The following is a 19,394-nucleotide window of genomic DNA, read 5'->3' on the forward strand; positions in this document are numbered from 1 at the left end:
AATGAGTGATATCAAATATATTTTAGGCAGCTTTGGCGATCCTGACGAAATGATGCACGGCATCGAAAAGCTTCAGGAAAATAACATCAGCATTCATGATGTATATACACCGATGCCTATACACGGAATAGAAGCCAAATTAGGAATTAAAAGATCTAGAATCGATATCGCAGCATTTTGCTTTGGTATTACCGGTACTTGCTGTGCATTCGCTTTGATTTATTTCTGCGCAGTAATCGATTGGAGAGTAAACATAGGTGGTAAACCATCATTCGCATTACCGGATTTTATTCCGATAATGTTCGAGCTTACAGTATTATTCTGTGCTTTTGGTATGGTGTTAACTTATTATGCATCTACTCACTTATTTCCGGGAAGAGCACCAAGAGTGATGGATTTACGTGCGACTGATGATCGTTTTGTTATTGCAGTTGATGCAAAAGACAATATAGAACATACTGTAATTGATGGATTATTAAAAGATGCAGGTGCTTTAGAAATAAAGTATAATGAAAGGAAGTACATTAGCTATGAATAAGAAAAAATTTGTTTACACGGCGTTTTTAGCTATCGCTTTTGCAGCTACCTTTTCTGCTTGTAAAGATAAACGCAGTACTGGCCTGGAATATGCCAGAAACATGTATGATCCGATTGCTTACAATCCAGATCAGCCAAACAAAAATTTTAAAGATGGTAAAACAGCTCAGTTGCCACCTGCACATACTAAACCAGTAGGTTTTACTGAATATGATGAGTATCCTAATACAAAAGAAGGATATGAAGCAGCAGGTGTGAGTATGGTTAACCCTTTACCAGTAGATACTGTTAATTTAGCTCAGGGTAAACACTTATTTACCGTTTTCTGTAGCCCTTGCCACGGAGAAAAAGGTGATGGACAAGGACACTTAGTTAAAATTGAGAAATTTAGTGGTGTACCTGCTTATCAAACAGGCTCATCTTCTAGAGGTGGTAACATGGTTGACCTTACCGCAGGTAAAATTTACCACACCATTACATACGGTGTAAATAACATGGGCTCGCATGCTTCGCAAATCTCACCAACAGATCGTTGGAAAGTGGTGATGTATGTTCAACAATTACAAAAAGGACAATAGTAAAGCAGAATATAAATGGGAACTCACAATATTAATTTTAGTGAACAGTTTGAGTTTACAGGTAAAGTAAAAACCTTAAGCATTGTTGGTATCGTTATCGGTATTGCAGCTGTATTGTTCGGTTTCTTAGCCGGCGATAAAGTAATGCACGAGCGTACTTTTGCTAACCTGTTGCTTATGGCATATTACTTTGCATGCGTTTGTATGTCGGGTACATTTTTCCTGGCTGTTCAATATGTAGCTCAAGCAGGTTGGTCTGCATCAATTTTACGTGTACCACAAGCTATGGCAAAAACATTGCCTATTGCAGCTGTAATACTTGTTGTAGTAATTTCGGCAGGTTTATATACACATAACCTTTATCACCACTGGCATGCTGATGGATTAACAGATCCAAAAAGCCCTAACTACGATTCATTAATCGCTGGTAAGGCAGTATTCTTAAATGTACCTTTTTTCTTAGGTCGCCAAGTGGTGTTCTTAGGTATCTATAGTATATTTTCGATCATGTTTGTTAAGTTTTCATACAACGAAGATTTAGCAGGTGGTTTAAATTCTTACAGAAAAAGCTTTAAAAATGCCTGTATCTTCTTGGTAATTTACGGTTTTACAACACCGATTTTTGCTTTCGATACCGTAATGTCATTAGAGGCGCACTGGTTCTCAACCATGTTCGGTTGGTATAACTTCGCCGCTATGTGGGTAAGCAGTTTAGCTACTATTGCTATTATTCTTATCTTATTAAGAAGAGCTGGTTATATGCAATGGGTTAACAATAGCCACTTACACAATTTAGGTCAGTTTATCTTCGGTTTCTCTATCTTCTGGACTTACGTATGGTTTGCTCAATTCTTATTGATCTACTATGCAAACATGCCTGAAGAGACTGTATATTTCTACAAACGCTTTGAATATTACAAGTTCTGGTTTTTCTTAAACCTGGCCATGAACTTCTTAGCGCCAGTATTATTATTAATGGACAGAGATAACAAAAGAACAGATGCAAAATTATTGTTCGTTTCTATTGTGGTACTTTTAGGTCACTGGGTAGATTACTACCAAATGATTATGCCAGGAGCGGTAGAAGATGGACATAATGGTTTTGGTATCATTGAAATTGGTACTGCAATAGGTTTCGTAGGATTGTTTACCTTTACGGTTTTAACATCATTAAGCAAAAAACCGTTAATTGCAAAGAACCACCCATTATTACAAGAAAGTTTGCATCATCAACTGTAGTGGTGATAGGATAAAGCAAATATTTAATTATTATTATAATTAGCAGTACAGCGTACTACTTTTAAGAAAATGAGTTTAAGAAAGTTTATAACGAATAAAACGACCGCAGCTTTAGCAGTATTGATTACTGTTTTTGCAAACACTAGCGTATTTGCGCAAGATGCAGCAGCAGGTGCTGCCGCGGCACCGAAAGTTGATATGGGCGAGGTTTATAAATCGGTAATATTTTATATTCTGGTTTTCCTTGCCGTATGCTTATTCATTGCAATTATTGGTAAAGCAATAAAAGTATATGAATTAAGCCGCGAGGCACAAGGTAAACCTGTTGGTATTAACTGGAACAGGGTACACGCAAGTTTATTTGCGCTGTTTTTAGTGATCGGTTTATATGGTGTATATTGGGAATATACAGTACATGGGGCAATGTTACTTCCTGATGCGGCATCTGAGCACGGAAAGAAAATTGATGAGATGTTTAATTTAACATTAATCATTACCACCATTGTATTTGTAGTTACCCACATCTTACTATTCGGATTTTCTTACATCTATAAATACTCAGCTAAAAGAAAAGCTTACTACTATCCACACAATAATACCATCGAAAAAATCTGGACAATCGTTCCGGCTTTAGTGTTAACTGTTTTGGTATTAATGGGATTCTTAACCTGGAGATCTATTTTCTTCAAAGTTGAAGATCCAAACAACAAACCATTGCAGATAGAAGTTACTTCTGAGCAGTTTAAATGGTCTATCCGTTATCCTGGAGCTGATGGAATAGTAGGGAACAAAAACTACAAATTAACTACAGCTACCAATACATTGGGTATCGATTTCAAAGATATCAACTCTCGCGATGATGAGATGGCTGATGAAATGGTTCTTCCTGTTGGTAAACCAGTTAAATTGATCTTAACCAGTAAAGATGTAATTCACAGTTTTTACATGCCACACTTCAGGGTACAGTTAAATACCGTACCAGGTATGAGAACTATATTTGAGTTTACGCCTACAAAAACTACTGCAGAAATGCAGCAAGAAACTAACGATCCTAACTTTAAGTACCTTTTCTTATGTGCTAAAATTTGCGGTGCCGGTCACTACAACATGCAAAAAGTGGTACGTGTAGTTTCTGAGGCCGAATACAAAACTTGGATTGCCGAACAGAAAACATACTTAAACGACGATTTAAGAAAACAATTTAATTTGCCAGTGGCACCTGCACCTGTAAAATCAGTAGCAGATTCAGCAGCTAAAGATTCAGCAGCTGTGAAAACTAACCAAATGGCTTTAAATAAATAATATTAAGCAGGAGCGAACGAATTATGTCAACAATAGCATTACACGACGAACACAATCACGATCACGCTGATCATGGGCATCATAAAGAGACTTTGATTTCAAAGTACATCTTTAGTATGGATCATAAAATGATTGCTAAGCAATTTTTGATTACCGGTATTATTATGGCGGTAATAGCAATGGGCTTATCAATTTTATTCCGTATTCAATTGGCATGGCCAGATCAAAACTTCCCTTTCTTAGAAACATTTTTAGGTAAATGGGCTGAAGGTGGCCGTATTAAACCCGACTTTTATCTGGCTTTGGTAACCATTCACGGTACCATCATGGTATTCTTTGTACTAACCGCCGGATTGAGTGGTACATTTAGTAACTTACTTATTCCGCTTCAAATTGGAGCAAGAGATATGGCATCGCCATTCTTAAACATGCTTTCATACTGGTTCTTCTTTATGGCCTGTGTGATCATGATGTCTTCATTCTTTATCCAAACAGGTCCTGCATCTGGTGGTTGGACGGTTTATCCGCCGTTATCGGTTGTTGCGAAAGCAATGCCAGGTTCTGGTTTAGGTATGACTTTGTGGTTAATCAGTATGGTACTTTTCGTAGCATCATCTTTAATGGGTGGTATTAACTACGTAAGTACAATTTTAAACATGCGTACTAAAGGTATGGACCTTTGGAAAATGCCATTAACCATCTGGGCTTTCTTTTTGACCGCTATTTTAGGTATCTTATCTTTCCCTGTTCTTGTAGCTGGGGTAGTATTAATGGTATTCGATCGTAGTTTTGGAACAAGTTTCTACTTATCAGATATCGTAATGGGTACCGATATTTTGCCAAATGAAGGTGGCTCGCCAATTTTATGGCAACACTTATTCTGGTTCTTAGGTCACCCTGAGGTATATATCGTAATTATGCCAGCTTTAGGTATCTCATCTGAGGTTATCTCTGTAAACTCACGTAAACCAATCTTTGGTTACCATGCAATGGTTTACTCTTTAATTGGTATTACCGTATTATCATTCATCGTATGGGGTCACCATATGTTTGTAACCGGTATGAATCCATTGTTGGGTGGTGTGTTTATGATTACAACGTTAATCATTGCAGTACCATCGGCAGTAAAAACCTTTAACTACTTAGCCACATTATGGCGTGGTAACATCCGTTTCACTCCAGCAATGTTATTTGCTATTGGTTTAGTTTCATTCTTTATTTCTGGTGGTTTAACCGGTATCTTCTTAGGAAATGCTTCATTAGATATTAACTTACACGATACCTACTTTGTTGTTGCCCACTTCCACTTGGTAATGGGATCGGCAGCAATCTTTGGTATGCTTGCAGGTGTGTATCACTGGTTTCCTAAAATGTTCGGTAGAATGATGAATGCTAAATTAGGATATTTACACTTCTGGTTAACTTTCATTGCAGCTTACCTGGTATTCTTCCCACTTCACTTCTTAGGTTTAGATGGTGTACCTCGTCGTTACTATGCATTTACCGAGTTTGAATTTATGAAGAAATGGTTAACTGTTAACGTATTTGTAACATGGGCAGCTATTATGGCAGCACTAGCTCAGGTAGCGTTCTTATTTAACTTCTTTTATTCAATCTTTAAAGGAAAAGTATCTCCTCAAAATCCTTGGGAATCGAATACATTAGAGTGGACTGCTCCAGTAGAACACCTTCACGGTAACTGGCCAGGAGAAATTCCTACGGTTTACAGATGGCCTTATGACTATAGCAAACCAGGACATGATGCCGATTTTATTCCTCAAACTGTTCCATTCTCTCAAACCATGAGCTCTAACTTGCCTCACGATTTTGAAGGAAATGCAGAAGCAGAAAAAATACAGCAAGATTGGGAATTGGCTAACCCTGTTGCAGAAAGCAAGGGCTAGTTTAGGCTTAAAATAAAATTTTAAAAGGGGTATCTGATTAAGTTTCTGCTTATCCGGATACCCTTTTCATCTTAATAGATATATGGTCAGCAGATCAGAACAACGTTTCATTAGAATTAATCTTATAACCATTATAGTTACGCTATTGGTTATACTTGCCGGTGGTATTGTACGCAGTACCGGATCTGGCATGGGTTGTCCGGATTGGCCGAAATGTTTCGATCGTTACATTCCGCCAACTGATGTATCGCAACTTCCTGCCAATTATAAAGAGAAATACGTAGCAGGTAGGTTAAAGAAGAATGAAAAGTTTGCCAAATACCTGGAAAGCATGGGCAAAGTAGCCTTAGCTGATAGCATTAGACACGATAAGAGTATCACCATACCTGAAGAATTTAATCCAACTAAAACCTGGACCGAATATCTGAACAGATTGGCTGGGGTAGCCGCGGGAATATTCCTGTTTTTAACAGTTGTATACTCATTTGCCTACCGCAAAACAGCTAAACGAATTATTGTACTCAGTATCCTAAATCTTTTTGTAGTGGGATACCAAGGCTGGTTAGGTTCTATAGTGGTTTCTACCAACCTGGCACAATGGGTGGTAACCGTACACATGTTGTTAGCGCTGGTTATTTTAGCGATATCTATTTATACCTACAATTATGCGAAGCAATTGAACAAAGCGCCTTCTGTAATTATGTACCGTATAGCATGGCTAAAAGGATTTTTGTTTTTTACCCTCCTAATTAGTATCGTTCAGATTGTTTTAGGAACCGAGGTTAGAGAAGCGGTAGATGTTATTGCAAAGTCGCTCTCTTACGGAAACAAGAATACATGGATTTCGAAAGTAGGAGAAGTATTCTCTTATCACCGTGATTTAGCTATACTCGTAGTAATTGCAAATGCAGTAGTGTATAAAATGGTTATCGACCGTTTTAGCGGTAAGGCTGCACCGTTGTTAACTGCAAGGTTTATGTTAATAACGCTTCTCATACAGTTATTAAGTGGTTTCGCTTTGGCATATATAGCTTTCCCACCGGCAGCGCAGGCATTGCATATTTTATTCTCTACGCTGTTATTTAGTTTACAGTTTTACCTGTACTTATTGGTTTACCGAACAAGTACATATAAACAATAATATTTAAGAAAATTGAAGCAATATCTTTCAGATTTTTCTAAACTTATCAAATTCAGGCTATCGTTTACGGTGGTGTTTTCGGCGTCGATCTCTTTTTTGATCGGACAGAAAATGCAGGTGGGTAGAGGCCATATCCCTAGTATCGATTGGGGAAACTGGTTAATATTGATTGCCGGTGGTTTTTTAGTAACCGCTGCTGCAAACTGTTTTAACGAAATTATCGAGAAAGACTTAGATAAGTTAATGTCTAGAACTAAAGATCGCCCTATGCCAGCAGGCAGAATGACTACCGGACAGGGTTTGATTCTTGGGGTTTTTATGGCATTTTTAGGTACCTGGTTATTAGGGAAATTAAATCTGGAAACAGGTTTGCTCTCTGTATTTTCGATCCTTTTGTATGCCTTTGCCTATACACCATTGAAAAGAAAATCGCCAATAGCAGTTTTTGTAGGTGCTATTCCAGGTGCTTTACCACCGCTTATTGGGTATTTAGCAGCATTTGGCAGTTTAAAAGCCGAAATGTTCCACGAAATTGATTATCACATTGCAGGCATTCTGTTTTTAATCCAGTTTGTATGGCAGTTTCCACATTTCTGGGCAATTGCCTGGGTTTTGGATGATGATTATAAGAAAGCAGGTTTTAGGTTGTTGCCTACCAAGAAAAGAGATAAAACCTCTGCTTTGCTTACCTTTTTAAGTACATTAATTTTAATTCCGGTAAGTTTACTGCCAACGCTATATGGTTTTGGTGGATACTACATTGCTGGTTTATCATTAATAGCCGGACTTATTTTTAGCTGGCTGGCTTTTAAACTTTTAATGAGCAGAGAATTGGCTGATGCCAAGAAAGTAATGTTCTGTTCGTTTTTTTACATCCCGGCAGTACAGTTGGGTTTATTATTAAATTTTATAGCAAAATAATTTATGGTGCTAACAATGGAAAAGATGCAGGATACGTTTGACCCTAAACCAAGGAAATTTATTGTTTGGTTATTTGTCGTATCATCAACAATTATGTTTGGTGGTTTTACCAGTTATTATCTGGTATTTGCCGCTTCGAAGGGAAAGGGGCATGGTTTGGTTTTACCAGATGCTTTTATTTACTCTAGTTTGGTAATTATTGCCAGTAGCATTACTTTGGTGCTTGCATCAAAGGCTTTAAAGAAACTGAACTTTAGCTTACAGCGCAATATGCTGTGGATTACCGTAATATTAGCCGTCGCTTTTGGTGTAATGCAGTTTAATGCCTGGGGAAGTATGGTGCGGACCGGTGCAACCCTAGTAGGAAATAACGCAGCAATATCATTTATTTATGTGGTATCTGGCATGCACTTATTACACATTATTGGCGGTGTTGGCCTTATTATTAATGCTTTAGCAGGAAGTTATAAAAGCCTGCCTGTTGCCAAAGTCCAGTATAGAATGGAAATTGCTTCTATTTTTTGGCATTTTATAGATATATTATGGATATATCTGTATGTTTTTTTACTTTTGAACCGTTAAATTTGTTAACAAACTATTATACTATTTCCAAATGAATGCAGTATCACAATTAGATCAAGTTAAAACCGGACCATGGAATGGTGGTCGTTCTCCGTGGTCGGTAGAATATGGTAAAATCATGATGTGGTTTTTCCTTTTGTCAGATGCTTTTACCTTTTCATCTTTATTGATCTACTACGGCGCTCAGCGTTTTTCTAAATTAACATGGCCTGATCCGGATTTGGTTTTCCAATCAATCCCTGGATTAAAAGAAAGCGGTGCCCCGTTAGTTTTTGTGGGTATCATGACTTTTATATTAATTCTTAGTTCCGTAACCATGGTTATGGCTGTTGAGGCTGGTCACCGTCGTGCAAAAAAAGAAGTAATCTGGTGGATGGTTGCTACTATTATTGGTGGTTTTATGTTCTTGGGCTGCCAGGCTTTAGAGTGGACACACTTATTCCATGAAGGTTTTGGATGGGGAAAAATTCCACCGATGGAAACATTACATCATTTATTTACAGGTGAGGTATCTTTAGTATCGGCACAGCAATTTTCTAACCTGTTCTTCACCATTACCGGTTTCCATGGTTTCCACGTATTTACTGGTGTTTTAATTAATATCATCATATTAGTGATGACCATTAATGGAAGTTTTGAGAAAAGAGGACACTATTTGATGGTAGAAAAAGTGGGTTTATACTGGCACTTTGTTGATTTAGTTTGGGTGTTTGTATTTACATTCTTCTATTTGGTTTAATTTATCATATTATAAAAATATTTTTATGTCAGAGCACGCACATACAACAGAAGGCCATGAGCATGGCGAACATGCAGGAATGAATAAAGCCAAAATCTGGAAAGTAGCAGGTATTTTATCACTAATTACAGGTATTGAGTTTATTATAGCACTTTGGCTTATTCCAGGGCATCATATTCCTCAGCATATCGGTAACTACATTTATATCGCTTTAACTTTGGTAAAGGCATTTTATATCGTAGCTTATTTTATGCACTTAAAGTTTGAGAAATTGGGCTTACAGCTTGCATTAACGGTATCATTTATTTTCATTATTTACTTTATTGTTTTAATGCTGATAGAAGGTGGGTTCTTAAACATCCACATGATGAACCATTAATGAAAAGAAGTCCTATAAAAAAGGTAATAATCCTGGTAAGCATTTTAGCTATACCGGGATTTTTGTTTTTTTACTTATTGCCACACTTTGCAAAGAACAGGTATAAGCGTTTACCCATCTTTGGTGAGAAAGTTGTTGCATCAACCTTTCATAGCGAAAAAGGGAAAAAAATACCAGATACCATTTATCACCTGGTTCCTGATTTTAAACTCGTAAACCAACATAACGATACCATTACCTGGAAATCGCTCGCGAACAAGATTGTGGTACTAAATTTATTTTATACCGGTGCCAACAACCAGGAAACAAGTAAATACATTAAGAAATTATCTGATGGGTATGAGCTAAAACCTTTGGTTAAGTTTTTAAGCCTCTCTGTCGATCCACTTGATAAAGGTAGAATAAAAGATTTTGCGGAGCATTTTAAGGCAAAAGCTGGAAAATGGGATTTTCTGGTTGGTGATACCATTCAAACTTATCCGCTGATCAGGAAAGGTTTGTTACTTGATGTAGTAACAGATGAAACGAAAGAGAAAACCAATTTTATTTTTAGCAATAAAATAGTACTTATCGATAATCTACACCGTATACGTGGTATTTATGATGCAGATAACGCCGAGGCAAACGCCAGGTTGGAGGACGAAATAAAAGTACTTATTGCAGAGTATTTGCGGAACGTTAAAGACGGCAGGTAATTGGCTTAGCAGTTAGGGTTTTTAGCGTTTGGAGTCGGAAGTCGATACAAAATAATAATAATATAAAGAGATTTAAAAAACTCATGGAAAATAGCCCAATTGAGAAAAAGTATAGCAAGTGGATCATCATTCTTTCTATTTTTATACCCCTAGCAGTAGCATTTTTATTCGTAGTAAAACTAAAAGATTTAGGTATCAATGCACCTACACTTCCTTTTTTACCGCCAATATATGCTACCATTAACGGAATTACGGCTGTACTGTTGGTGGTTGCGGTTTGGGCCATAAAAAATGGTAAAATACAATTGCACCAAAACTTGATGAAAACCGCTATCGGCTGTTCTTTATTGTTTTTGGTAATGTATATCGCTTATCATATGACTACCCCATCTACCAAATTTGGTGGTGATGGTGCCATTAAATATGCCTACTTCTTTATCTTGTTAACGCATATCCTATTGTCAATAGCCATTATTCCTCTGGTTTTGGTTACTTATGTAAGGGCATTGGCCGAGCGTTTCGATCGCCATAGAAAAATTGCAAGAATTACATTTCCATTATGGCTTTATGTTGCAATAACTGGTGTAGTGGTCTATTTGATGATTTCACCATATTATCAATATTAGCGTTTTTCGCTTAGAAAGTGCTGAAGCCTTACCTAACAAGTAAGGTTTTTTTTATTTAATGTTACTTAGCCAGAACATCATATTTGTTTTAACCCAATTTTTTTTTCACTTTTATGTATATTACATCTCAAAAAAAACACTTATAATTTGTAGATGAGCAGGTAGATCGACTAATTTATGGCGCCAGGAAGGACAGAAGATGAACGTAAGCTTATAGAAAAAATCGTAGAGGGAGATGAGCAGGCTTTTTCTGTTTTGTTCTTCAAATATCTTCCTGTACTCCACATTTTTGCCGCTAAGTTCTCTAAATCTGAAGATGCCGCTGAAGAAATTATTCAAGATTCATTTTTAAGGGTTTGGCTAAATCGCGATAAATTAGCTGAAGTCGATAATATGAAAGCCTATCTATATAAATATGTTTCTAACGAATGTTTAAGCTACTTGCGTAAAAAATTAAAAGAAGATAGAGTTGTGGATGCATTTGTGGCTAAGCAACAAAATAGCCATAACAATACCGTAGAAACCATTAATTTAAATGAGGTGACGAAAATTATTGCTATTGCTGTTGAAAAATTACCTGATCAACGCAAAAATATATATCAATTGAGCAGACGCGATGGTAAAACCATACCTGAAATTGCCGAAATACTCAATATCTCGCCTAATACGGTTAAAAATGCCCTGGTAATTGCCCTTAAATCGATACGTATACACCTCGATCAACATGGGATTGTATTCTTTTTTCCAATTGTTTTTTCTTTTTTGAAAATAAAATAGAAAAAAATTAATATCCCGATAGTCCTAATTTTCTTTTGCTGCTTCTTAGTATCAGAATCTTTATGGAAGAACGTATACATTATCTCTTACAACAGTTTACAGCTAAGACCTTAAGCGAGGCCGAAAGGGAAGAACTTTTAATTTTAGCAGAAAACAGCACATCATTGCTTTCTGACGAAATCGTGAAAATGATTATCGCAGAAGAAGAGCATGCGCCTAATGTTGTCGAGGAAAAATGGAATCCGGTTCTAAATAAAATTTTGGCTGTAGACAAACCAAGCCGATCGCCTAAACGGATTTTAATGAAGCGCTTAAAATGGGCTGCTGCTGCAGTTGTTTTTATTGTGTTTTCATTCACCGCTTACCTCTCTTTACAGAAAAAGAAAGAGCACGTTTTTGTTAGTGACGTGGCGCCGGGAAAAAATAAAGCTATTCTCACCCTGGCCGATGGAAAGAAAATTTCACTTTCAGATGCGATGAATGGCGATGTTGCCAAAGAAGCCGGCTTCTCTATCACCAAAACTGCCGATGGTCAATTGGTGTATAACATGGCTGGATCAGAAAATGTAAATGATGCGAGCTTAAATACCATTTCAACCCCAAATGGTGGCGAATGGCAAATCCAGTTGCCCGATGGTTCTACTGTTTGGCTAAATGCAGCATCTTCAATTCAGTATTCGTTAAATATCGGAACGGCTAAGCAGCGCTTGGTGAAATTAGATGGGGAGGCTTATTTTGAAGTAGCTAAAAATGTAGCACATCCTTTTATTGTAGAAACCGATAAACAGTCTGTTGAGGTATTGGGTACGCACTTTAATATTAATAGTTATAAAGATGAAAGGGTAACTAAAACTACTTTGTTGGAAGGAAGCGTACGAGTTTCACATAATACTACCAATGAGAGCGAGGTGCTTAAACCTGGCGAGCAATCTTTGGTATCTGTTTCTGGCATGGATGTAAAAGAAGTAAATGTTGATGAAGCAATAGCATGGAAAAACGGCTATTTTATGTTCGATAACGAACGGCAAGAAAGCATTTTACGTAAAGTTGCCCGTTGGTATAATGTAGAAATAGAATACGCAGATGCGGATGCAAAAAATGTGATGTACTACGGAACGGTAAGCCGTTTTGAAAAAATATCGAAAGTGTTAACCAAACTTGAGCAAACTGGTGAAGTACGTTTCGATATTAAAGGCAATAAAGTTATTGTCTATAAAGAATAACCTGAAAAGATGAAGGCGTAACTAACCTTTATCTCTAAAAACAAAACTAATTAATCAACAATAACCTAAAACCACTACAACTAAATGAATATACTTCGACAAACCTCCTAACGATTCAAAAGTTGAATAAATAAAAAAGGAGTGCTTGCAACACCCCCTTTATTATCTGTTTAGCTATTCCGTAAACCGGAATCGATTAAAATTAATTATTTCTTGGATAACCGCGAAACGCTTTTTGGCGTCTAAACTTTATTGCGCTTCGCACAAAAACAGACTATTAAATGTACAAAATTTATATTAGAATTTTATGTACGCATCGACGCTACATACCTAAATTGCTATTAATTATGAAGTTAGTTACGGTCATATTACTTGCCTCGCTAATGCAGGTAAGTGCAGCTTCATTTGGCCAGCTGGTTACATTAAAAGAAAGAAATGTAACATTAGAAAAAATGTTTAGGGAAATCAGACAGCAATCTGGTTACGATGTATTATTATCAACCAACACCATTAAAAGCACTACTACTTTAAATGCCAATTTTAATAATGCAACTATAGAAGAAGTAATGACTAAGATTATTTCTGGTCGGGATTTAACCTATACTATTGAAGATAAAACAATTTTAATCAAACCAAAAGAGAAGAGTATTTTCGATAAGATTGTCAACTATTTTGCTGTTATTGAAGTAAAAGGAAGGGTATCGGATGATAATGGGAGTGGAATCCCAGGTGCAAGTATCCGTGAAAAGGGAACGACAAACTCTACGACAACCAACGCAAATGGTGAATATACCATTAGAGTAAGTGATGCGGGTACACTTGTTTTTAGTTATGTAGGTTATAACACAATTGAACTGGAGGTTAATAACCGCACGAAAATTAACGTAAACCTGAAAGAAAATGTTAATGATCTAAAAACGGTTGATGTAGTATCCACTGGTTACCAAAATATACAGAAAAAGTTATTTACCGGATCTGCAACGACCGTTAAGGGAAGCGATGTAAAGCAAGATGGTGTTGTGGATGTTAGCCGGATGTTAGAGGGCCGTGTTGCAGGGGTTTCGGTGCAGAACGTTTCGGGTACTTTTGGTACAGCACCGAAAATCCGTGTTCGTGGAGCTACTTCCATTTCAGGAGAGAATAAGCCTCTTTGGGTAGTTGACGGAATTGTATTGGAGGATATTGTTAACATTTCTAACGATCAGTTGTCGAGTGGAGACGCTTTAACGTTAATCGGTTCATCGGTAGCAGGAATAAATGCCGATGATATTGAAAGCTTTAATATTTTAAAAGACGCATCTGCAACTGCACTTTATGGTGCCAGAGCCATGAATGGCGTGGTGGTAATTACCACCAAAAAAGGAAAGATTGGAAATACAACTATTAATTATAGTGGTAACTTTTCTTCGTTCTTAAAACCAGATTACGATTCGTACAATATCATGAATTCTGCAGATCAGATGTCTTTGTACGCGGAAGTTTATAGAAAAGGTGGATTATCTCCAAACATCGTAAACGGAATGAACGGAGGTGTTTTTGCTAAAATGTACCAGGAAATTAATAAGTATAACAGTAGTACCGGTCAATTTGGTGTTGTTAATACGCCAGAAGGAAGAGCAGCATTTTTGCGAAAATATGCAACAGCTAATACCGACTGGTTTGATGTACTTTTCAAAAATTCTTTTGTACAAGAACATTCAATCAGTATTTCTTCGGGTTCTGAAAAATCACAGCATTATTTCTCAGTTGGTTACTATAATGATAATGGATGGTCTATTGCTGATAACGTGAAGCGATATACCATGAACCTTCGTGGAAATTATACACTTTCCCCTAAAATTAATATTGGCTTATTAGCTACAGGTGCATATAGGCAACAAAGAGCTCCAGGCACATTGGGTAGAACCAGTAATGTAGTAGAAGGAACGTATACACGTGATTTTGATATCAATCCTTTCAGCTATGCATTAAATACTAGCCGAACAATTAGGGCCTTTGATGATAATGGTAATCTGGAATATTTTACCAGAAATTATGCACCATTTAATATCCTTAACGAAACAGAAAACAACCACATCGATTTGGATATGTTGGATATGAAAATGCAAGGGGAATTTAACTACAAGTTTATTAAAAACTTTGAGTTCAGATCGGTAGGTGCAATGCGTTATGTTAAAACAACCCGCGAGCACAAAATTACTGAGTATTCTAACATGGCTACAGCTTACCGTTATGCGCCAAATTCTACTATTGCCAATGCCAATATTTTCTTATACGATGATCCAGATCATCCAGAAATTATTGATAAAGAAAGTGTACTTCCTCAAGGAGGATTCTATAATAGAAATGATGATTATCTCTTAAACTTCAACGTAAGAAATCAAATAGATTGGAAACAAGATTTTGGTAAACATGCACTTGGTGCCTTTATTGGTCAAGAGATCAAATTTGCAAACCGCCAAAACAGTTTCAATAATGGATATGGTTACCAATACGATAAAGGGGGCGAACCATTTATTGACTATAGGATCATTAAAATGCTACTAGAAGGAAATTATAATTACTATGGTATGGATAGATTTTTTGATAGATATGCAGCTTTCTTTTTAAACGGTAGTTATTCTTACGATTCTAAATATGTATTTAATGGAACATTCAGATATGATGGAAGTAACCGTTTGGGTGAAAGTGCCGTTGCAAGATGGCTTCCAACCTGGACGTTAAGTGCAGCCTGGAACGTAGATCAAGAAGAATTTATTAAAAACATTTCGCAAATAAGTTACTTAAAAGTAAGAGGCGGCTACGGTTTAACAGCAAGTATGGGTAGTGCTACTAACTCATCTGTAGTTTTAGCCAATAGCACTACTTTAAGGCCAAGATTATCTGAAGTAGAGCCCCGCATTACTTTAAATGGTTTAGAGAATTCGGAACTTACCTGGGAAAAACAATATGAAGCAAACATTGGGGTAGACTTAGGTTTGTTCCAAAGCCGTTTAAATGTATCATTGGATTATTATAATAGAAAAGGTTTTGATCTTATCGGCAACTTTAGAACCTCCGGTATCGGCGGTGAGTTTACAAAATCAGCTAATTATGCTGATATGAATTCGCATGGATTTGAAGTAAACTTAAGTGGTATGCCTGTTAAAACAGCCGATTTTAAATGGAATACCACCTTTACGTTTGGATACAATAAAAACACCATTACCAATTTAAAAAGCAAACCACGTATTTATGATTTAATTATCCCGGAAGGCGGGCCTAAAGAAGGTGGTGCGGTGAGAGGATTATATTCTATCGACTTTCAAAAACTAAATAGTTTAGGTGTTCCAGTATTTACAAACGAAAGTGGTGTAACCAGCAGTAATGTATATGTACAAAGCACAACTACTGATTACCTTAAATATGAAGGCGCTGTTGATCCACTTTATACTGGTGGTTTGAATAATACTTTCAATTATAAAAATTTCGCTTTAAACGTATTTGTTTCTTATCAAGCTGGAAATAAAATAAGGTTAACAAATGTTTTTGCAACTAATTATGATGATAGTGATGCCATGCCGAGAGAGTTTTTAGATAGATGGACTTTACCAGGTGATGAAGCTATTACCAATGTGCCATCAATTGCCGATTATTTATTGAGAAAATCTTTAACAGGTACTTATCCTTATACGGCATACAATTATTCTTCAGATCGAGTTGCTGATGGTTCTTTTGTACGACTGAAACAGGTTTCGCTTGCATATAACTTATCTACAAAATATGCAAAATCAATCGGTTTAAACTCGTTATCGTTAAAACTGCAAGGAAATAACATTTGGTTAATCTATGCTGATAAAAAACTAAAAGGGCAAGATCCTGAGTTTTTTGGATCTGGTGGTGTAGCATTGCCAATACCCAGACAAATTACTTTATCCCTAAAAGTTGGTATTTAATAAGAATTAAAATGAAGAAATATATAATTTATACGTTCATCACTCTTGCAGCATTTGGTTCAGGCTGTAAGAAATATTTAGAGGTATCGCCAGATCAGCGTACCAAATTAAACACACCTGAGAAAGTTTCTGAATTATTGGTTACAGCTTATCCTGGTGGAAGTTATGTGATGGTAGCAGAAGCAATGTCTGATAACCCATCTTTCGTGAGTTTAACAGGACTTGATAAACCTGAAAATAGAGATGCTTACTACTGGAGAGATGTTCAGGGCACTGGACAGGACACGCCAAATAACTATTGGAATAACTGTTACGAAGCAATTGCCGCTGCAAACCAGGCGCTGGATGCAATTGATAAAGCAACAGATCAACAGAATTATACACATCAAAGAGGAGAGGCACTAGTAGCAAGAGCTTATGCACACTTTATGTTGGTTACTTTCTTTTCGAAATGTTATGATAGTGCAACAGCGGCTTCAGATTTAGGTATTCCATATGTTACCAAGCCAGAAACAGTGGTGCTGAGAAATTACGATCGTAAAACGGTGGCTTATGTTTACGAGCAGATAGAAAAAGATTTGCTTGAAGGCATTCCGCTAATAAAAGACGAACTTTATAGAGTACCTGCTTATCACTTTACCCGTAAAGCGGCAAATGCTTTTGCTACACGTTTTTATTTGTTTAAGAAAGATTATGAGAAGGTGATTACCTATGCTAATCTGGCTTTCCCTTCTAACAACTTTGCTACAAACGTAAGACCTTGGTTCGCTTATTCTGCACCAACAGGTGGTTCAAATGAAGTTGCTCAAAACATGTCGAGTGCTGCAAATCCTGGTAATTTGTTGTTGGCAGAAACTGCATCTTGGAGCGCCAGGAATTACAAAACTACGATCTATTCTCTAAGCCAAAATAGGTTGAATACGATTACTGCCCCATTAGGTATAAGCTTAAATGCATATCAGCGATACTCTAACTCTTCAACCTTTTACTTTATCCCTAAACATTACGAACATTTTGTACGGACCAGTATAAATGCAAGCACTGGAGTTGGATATGTGATGCAAACACTATTAACTACTGAAGAGGTTTTGTTGAATAGAGCCGAAGCTTATATTATGAGAGACAGACTTAGCGATGCTTTGGTTGATATGAATACATTAATCAGCCAAAGAGTTACCGGTTATGTAGCATCTACCCACAATTTTACTGATGCTAAAATTAAGAGCTTTTACACTTCAAGAACCTCCGATGTCAAACAAGCATATATATACGCTTTGTTGGATTTGAAAAGGGCAGAGTTTGTAGAAGAAGGAATGCGTTGGATGGATATTTTAAGGTATAAGTTACCTGTTAGTCACCTGGATCCAGATGGAAATAATGTAGAGTTAGCAGCTGATGATTTGAGAAAAGTTTGGCAGTTGCCAAGTGAAGTAACCTTAGCAGGAATGCAACAAAATCCTAGATAACCTAAATTTTATCAACATGAAAAAATTATATATTTTAATGCTAGCGCTCTTAGTTGCGGGTTCTGGTTGTAAAAAAGAAGATGAAAACCTTAACCGCGAAATTGTTGGATTAGGTGGAGATACCTGGGCAGAAACTACCCTTGATAAATGGCTGTTTGACAACTTTACCCAACCTTACAATCTATATGTAAAATACAGATGGGATGGTACAGAGTATGATAATAGTAAAACCCTTACACCAGTAAAGTACGATAAGGTGCAGCCATTAATGGAAGTAGTAAAAGGCTCGTGGATTGATCCTTATACTGCTGAAGCAGGTGCAGATTTTATAAAAAAATATTCTCCTAAACAATATGTTTTAGTTGGAAGTCTTCAGTATAACTCTGGAGGTACCGTTACACTAGGAGAAGCTGAAGGTGGAGTTAAAGTAACTTTGTTTAATGTAAACAATTTCGATAAATCTGAACGTTCTGTAGCGAAAAGAGTTTTGAAAACCATTCACCATGAATTTACGCATATTTTAAACCAAACGATCACTTATCAGAAAGAATTTCAGCAGATTACACCTGCTGGTTATACTGCCGATTGGAACAATAGTACAGGCTTTGCAGCTAATGGTTTCATTAGTCAATATGCACAGGCTGCGCCAGGCGAAGATTATGCCGAAATGGTTTCTATTATGTTAACCGAAGGTAAGTCGGGTTACGAGACATTGCTTAAAGCCAACACTTCTACTACTGCTGTAACCGCTATCAGGGCAAAAGAAGCACTGGTTGTAGCCTATTTTAAGCAAACCTGGGGCATAGATTTTTATGGATTACAAACCAGGGTACAAAAATCTTTCAATGATTTGTCACCGATAAATTTATCTGGCTATTTAGGTTTTGGTAAAGCATTTAGCTCGGTGAACATTAACCCGGTAACCACTACAGGTTTATCAGATGAGTTTACCACAGCCTATAATAATGCTAAGACGGCACTCTTGGCTTTAAATACCACTGCAAAATATGAACTGGACAATATGACAATTACATTTACCAGCGCAACAGAAATGCAAATGAAGGTTAATTTTCATGCTACCGCAGGAACAGCAATTGGAACAGCCTATACTGGGTTATTTACCCATACTTACGCTGCAACTGGAAACCAGGTTACCTTTACCGCTACCACCAGAGATGCAAATGCAAATGTGATTGCTCCGGCTGTTGCCCCGTTAACGGGTTATTTTGTGCAAAGTCCTTTATTGTTAAATTATTTTTATACTCCAGATATGAGGATTGAATATGGTGGCTTCAGAAAAACTACCAATGCTGCTTCATTCACTTATGGCGTTTTAGGAAATTAATTTTA

General features: G+C 36.8%; 17 protein-coding genes. All 17 read left to right on the forward strand.

Annotated elements, in window-relative coordinates; genetic code table 11:
* The first annotated feature begins 1 nt into the window (after position 1).
* The 17 genes from LQ227_RS11330 to LQ227_RS11410 all read left to right on the forward strand — a co-directional run bounded on the left by LQ227_RS11330 (position 2) and on the right by LQ227_RS11410 (position 19,389).
* Positions 2-538, forward strand: a complete 537-nt coding sequence (locus LQ227_RS11330) for a DUF3341 domain-containing protein (protein ID WP_132402965.1) — start codon at positions 2-4, stop codon at positions 536-538.
* Complete coding sequence (locus LQ227_RS11335; protein WP_230144465.1) at positions 510-1,115, forward strand: cytochrome c; 606 nt, start codon at positions 510-512, stop codon at positions 1,113-1,115. Before LQ227_RS11330 ends, LQ227_RS11335 begins: the two co-directional genes overlap by 29 nt.
* 15 nt (positions 1,116-1,130) lie before the next feature.
* Complete coding sequence (locus tag LQ227_RS11340) at positions 1,131-2,354, forward strand: quinol:cytochrome C oxidoreductase (RefSeq protein WP_230144466.1); 1,224 nt, start codon at positions 1,131-1,133, stop codon at positions 2,352-2,354.
* A gap of 69 nt (positions 2,355-2,423) precedes the next feature.
* Positions 2,424-3,656 (forward strand): cytochrome c oxidase subunit II, encoded by a 1,233-nt coding sequence (locus LQ227_RS11345; protein ID WP_230144467.1) that lies wholly within the window; start codon positions 2,424-2,426, stop codon positions 3,654-3,656.
* A gap of 23 nt (positions 3,657-3,679) precedes the next feature.
* Positions 3,680-5,560: a cbb3-type cytochrome c oxidase subunit I gene (locus LQ227_RS11350; RefSeq protein WP_230144468.1), complete on the forward strand. Its 1,881-nt coding sequence runs from the start codon at positions 3,680-3,682 to the stop codon at positions 5,558-5,560.
* An 82-nt stretch (positions 5,561-5,642) separates the two neighbouring features.
* A complete protein-coding gene (locus LQ227_RS11355) occupies positions 5,643-6,701 on the forward strand; it encodes a heme A synthase (protein WP_230149405.1) in 1,059 nt (352 codons plus the stop codon).
* A 12-nt stretch (positions 6,702-6,713) separates the two neighbouring features.
* A complete protein-coding gene (cyoE, locus tag LQ227_RS11360; protein ID WP_230149407.1) occupies positions 6,714-7,622 on the forward strand; it encodes a heme o synthase in 909 nt (302 codons plus the stop codon).
* 15 nt (positions 7,623-7,637) lie between these two features.
* Positions 7,638-8,204 (forward strand): cytochrome c oxidase subunit 3, encoded by a 567-nt coding sequence (locus LQ227_RS11365; protein ID WP_230144470.1) that lies wholly within the window; start codon positions 7,638-7,640, stop codon positions 8,202-8,204.
* Between the two features lie 31 nt (positions 8,205-8,235).
* Positions 8,236-8,943 carry a cytochrome c oxidase subunit 3 gene (locus tag LQ227_RS11370; RefSeq protein WP_230144471.1) on the forward strand — a complete coding sequence of 236 codons (708 nt, stop codon included), beginning with the start codon at positions 8,236-8,238 and terminating at the stop codon, positions 8,941-8,943.
* Between the two features lie 25 nt (positions 8,944-8,968).
* Positions 8,969-9,322: a cytochrome C oxidase subunit IV family protein gene (locus LQ227_RS11375; RefSeq protein WP_083505300.1), complete on the forward strand. Its 354-nt coding sequence runs from the start codon at positions 8,969-8,971 to the stop codon at positions 9,320-9,322.
* On the forward strand, positions 9,322-10,017 hold the full coding sequence (locus LQ227_RS11380) for an SCO family protein (RefSeq protein WP_230144472.1): 696 nt from the start codon (positions 9,322-9,324) through the stop codon (positions 10,015-10,017). The genes LQ227_RS11375 and LQ227_RS11380 overlap by 1 nt, the downstream gene beginning before the upstream one ends.
* 83 nt (positions 10,018-10,100) lie before the next feature.
* On the forward strand, positions 10,101-10,643 hold the full coding sequence (locus LQ227_RS11385; protein ID WP_230144473.1) for a DUF420 domain-containing protein: 543 nt from the start codon (positions 10,101-10,103) through the stop codon (positions 10,641-10,643).
* A gap of 177 nt (positions 10,644-10,820) precedes the next feature.
* On the forward strand, positions 10,821-11,420 hold the full coding sequence (locus tag LQ227_RS11390) for an RNA polymerase sigma-70 factor (protein WP_230149409.1): 600 nt from the start codon (positions 10,821-10,823) through the stop codon (positions 11,418-11,420).
* 62 nt (positions 11,421-11,482) lie between these two features.
* Positions 11,483-12,643, forward strand: coding sequence for a FecR family protein (locus LQ227_RS11395; RefSeq protein ID WP_230149410.1), 1,161 nt, complete (start codon positions 11,483-11,485; stop codon positions 12,641-12,643).
* Positions 12,644-12,990: 347 nt separating this feature from the next.
* Positions 12,991-16,578, forward strand: a complete 3,588-nt coding sequence (locus LQ227_RS11400; protein ID WP_230149411.1) for a SusC/RagA family TonB-linked outer membrane protein — start codon at positions 12,991-12,993, stop codon at positions 16,576-16,578.
* An 11-nt stretch (positions 16,579-16,589) separates the two neighbouring features.
* The gene (locus tag LQ227_RS11405; RefSeq protein WP_230144477.1) at positions 16,590-18,044 is read left to right on the forward strand and encodes a RagB/SusD family nutrient uptake outer membrane protein; all 1,455 of its coding nucleotides are present in this window, start codon (positions 16,590-16,592) and stop codon (positions 18,042-18,044) included.
* Positions 18,045-18,060: 16 nt separating this feature from the next.
* Complete coding sequence (locus tag LQ227_RS11410) at positions 18,061-19,389, forward strand: substrate import-associated zinc metallohydrolase lipoprotein (RefSeq protein ID WP_230144478.1); 1,329 nt, start codon at positions 18,061-18,063, stop codon at positions 19,387-19,389.
* Positions 19,390-19,394 lie beyond the last annotated feature (5 nt).

Source organism: Pedobacter sp. Bi27 (genome assembly GCF_918698255.1).
Lineage (GTDB): Bacteria > Bacteroidota > Bacteroidia > Sphingobacteriales > Sphingobacteriaceae > Pedobacter.

Excerpts from the sequence above, each read along its gene's own strand:
- LQ227_RS11330 (WP_132402965.1), top strand. The coding sequence starts at position 2 with ATGAGTGATATCAAATATATTTTAGGCAGCTTTGGCGATCCTGACGAA.
- LQ227_RS11380 (WP_230144472.1), top strand. The coding sequence starts at position 9,322 with ATGAAAAGAAGTCCTATAAAAAAGGTAATAATCCTGGTAAGCATTTTA.
- LQ227_RS11340 (WP_230144466.1), top strand. The coding sequence starts at position 1,131 with ATGGGAACTCACAATATTAATTTTAGTGAACAGTTTGAGTTTACAGGT.
- LQ227_RS11365 (WP_230144470.1), top strand. The coding sequence starts at position 7,638 with ATGGAAAAGATGCAGGATACGTTTGACCCTAAACCAAGGAAATTTATT.
- LQ227_RS11405 (WP_230144477.1), top strand. The coding sequence starts at position 16,590 with ATGAAGAAATATATAATTTATACGTTCATCACTCTTGCAGCATTTGGT.
- LQ227_RS11345 (WP_230144467.1), top strand. The coding sequence starts at position 2,424 with ATGAGTTTAAGAAAGTTTATAACGAATAAAACGACCGCAGCTTTAGCA.
- LQ227_RS11400 (WP_230149411.1), top strand. The coding sequence starts at position 12,991 with ATGAAGTTAGTTACGGTCATATTACTTGCCTCGCTAATGCAGGTAAGT.
- LQ227_RS11355 (WP_230149405.1), top strand. The coding sequence starts at position 5,643 with ATGGTCAGCAGATCAGAACAACGTTTCATTAGAATTAATCTTATAACC.
- LQ227_RS11410 (WP_230144478.1), top strand. The coding sequence starts at position 18,061 with ATGAAAAAATTATATATTTTAATGCTAGCGCTCTTAGTTGCGGGTTCT.
- LQ227_RS11370 (WP_230144471.1), top strand. The coding sequence starts at position 8,236 with ATGAATGCAGTATCACAATTAGATCAAGTTAAAACCGGACCATGGAAT.
- LQ227_RS11390 (WP_230149409.1), top strand. The coding sequence starts at position 10,821 with ATGGCGCCAGGAAGGACAGAAGATGAACGTAAGCTTATAGAAAAAATC.
- LQ227_RS11385 (WP_230144473.1), top strand. The coding sequence starts at position 10,101 with ATGGAAAATAGCCCAATTGAGAAAAAGTATAGCAAGTGGATCATCATT.
- LQ227_RS11335 (WP_230144465.1), top strand. The coding sequence starts at position 510 with ATGAAAGGAAGTACATTAGCTATGAATAAGAAAAAATTTGTTTACACG.
- LQ227_RS11395 (WP_230149410.1), top strand. The coding sequence starts at position 11,483 with ATGGAAGAACGTATACATTATCTCTTACAACAGTTTACAGCTAAGACC.
- LQ227_RS11375 (WP_083505300.1), top strand. The coding sequence starts at position 8,969 with ATGTCAGAGCACGCACATACAACAGAAGGCCATGAGCATGGCGAACAT.
- LQ227_RS11350 (WP_230144468.1), top strand. The coding sequence starts at position 3,680 with ATGTCAACAATAGCATTACACGACGAACACAATCACGATCACGCTGAT.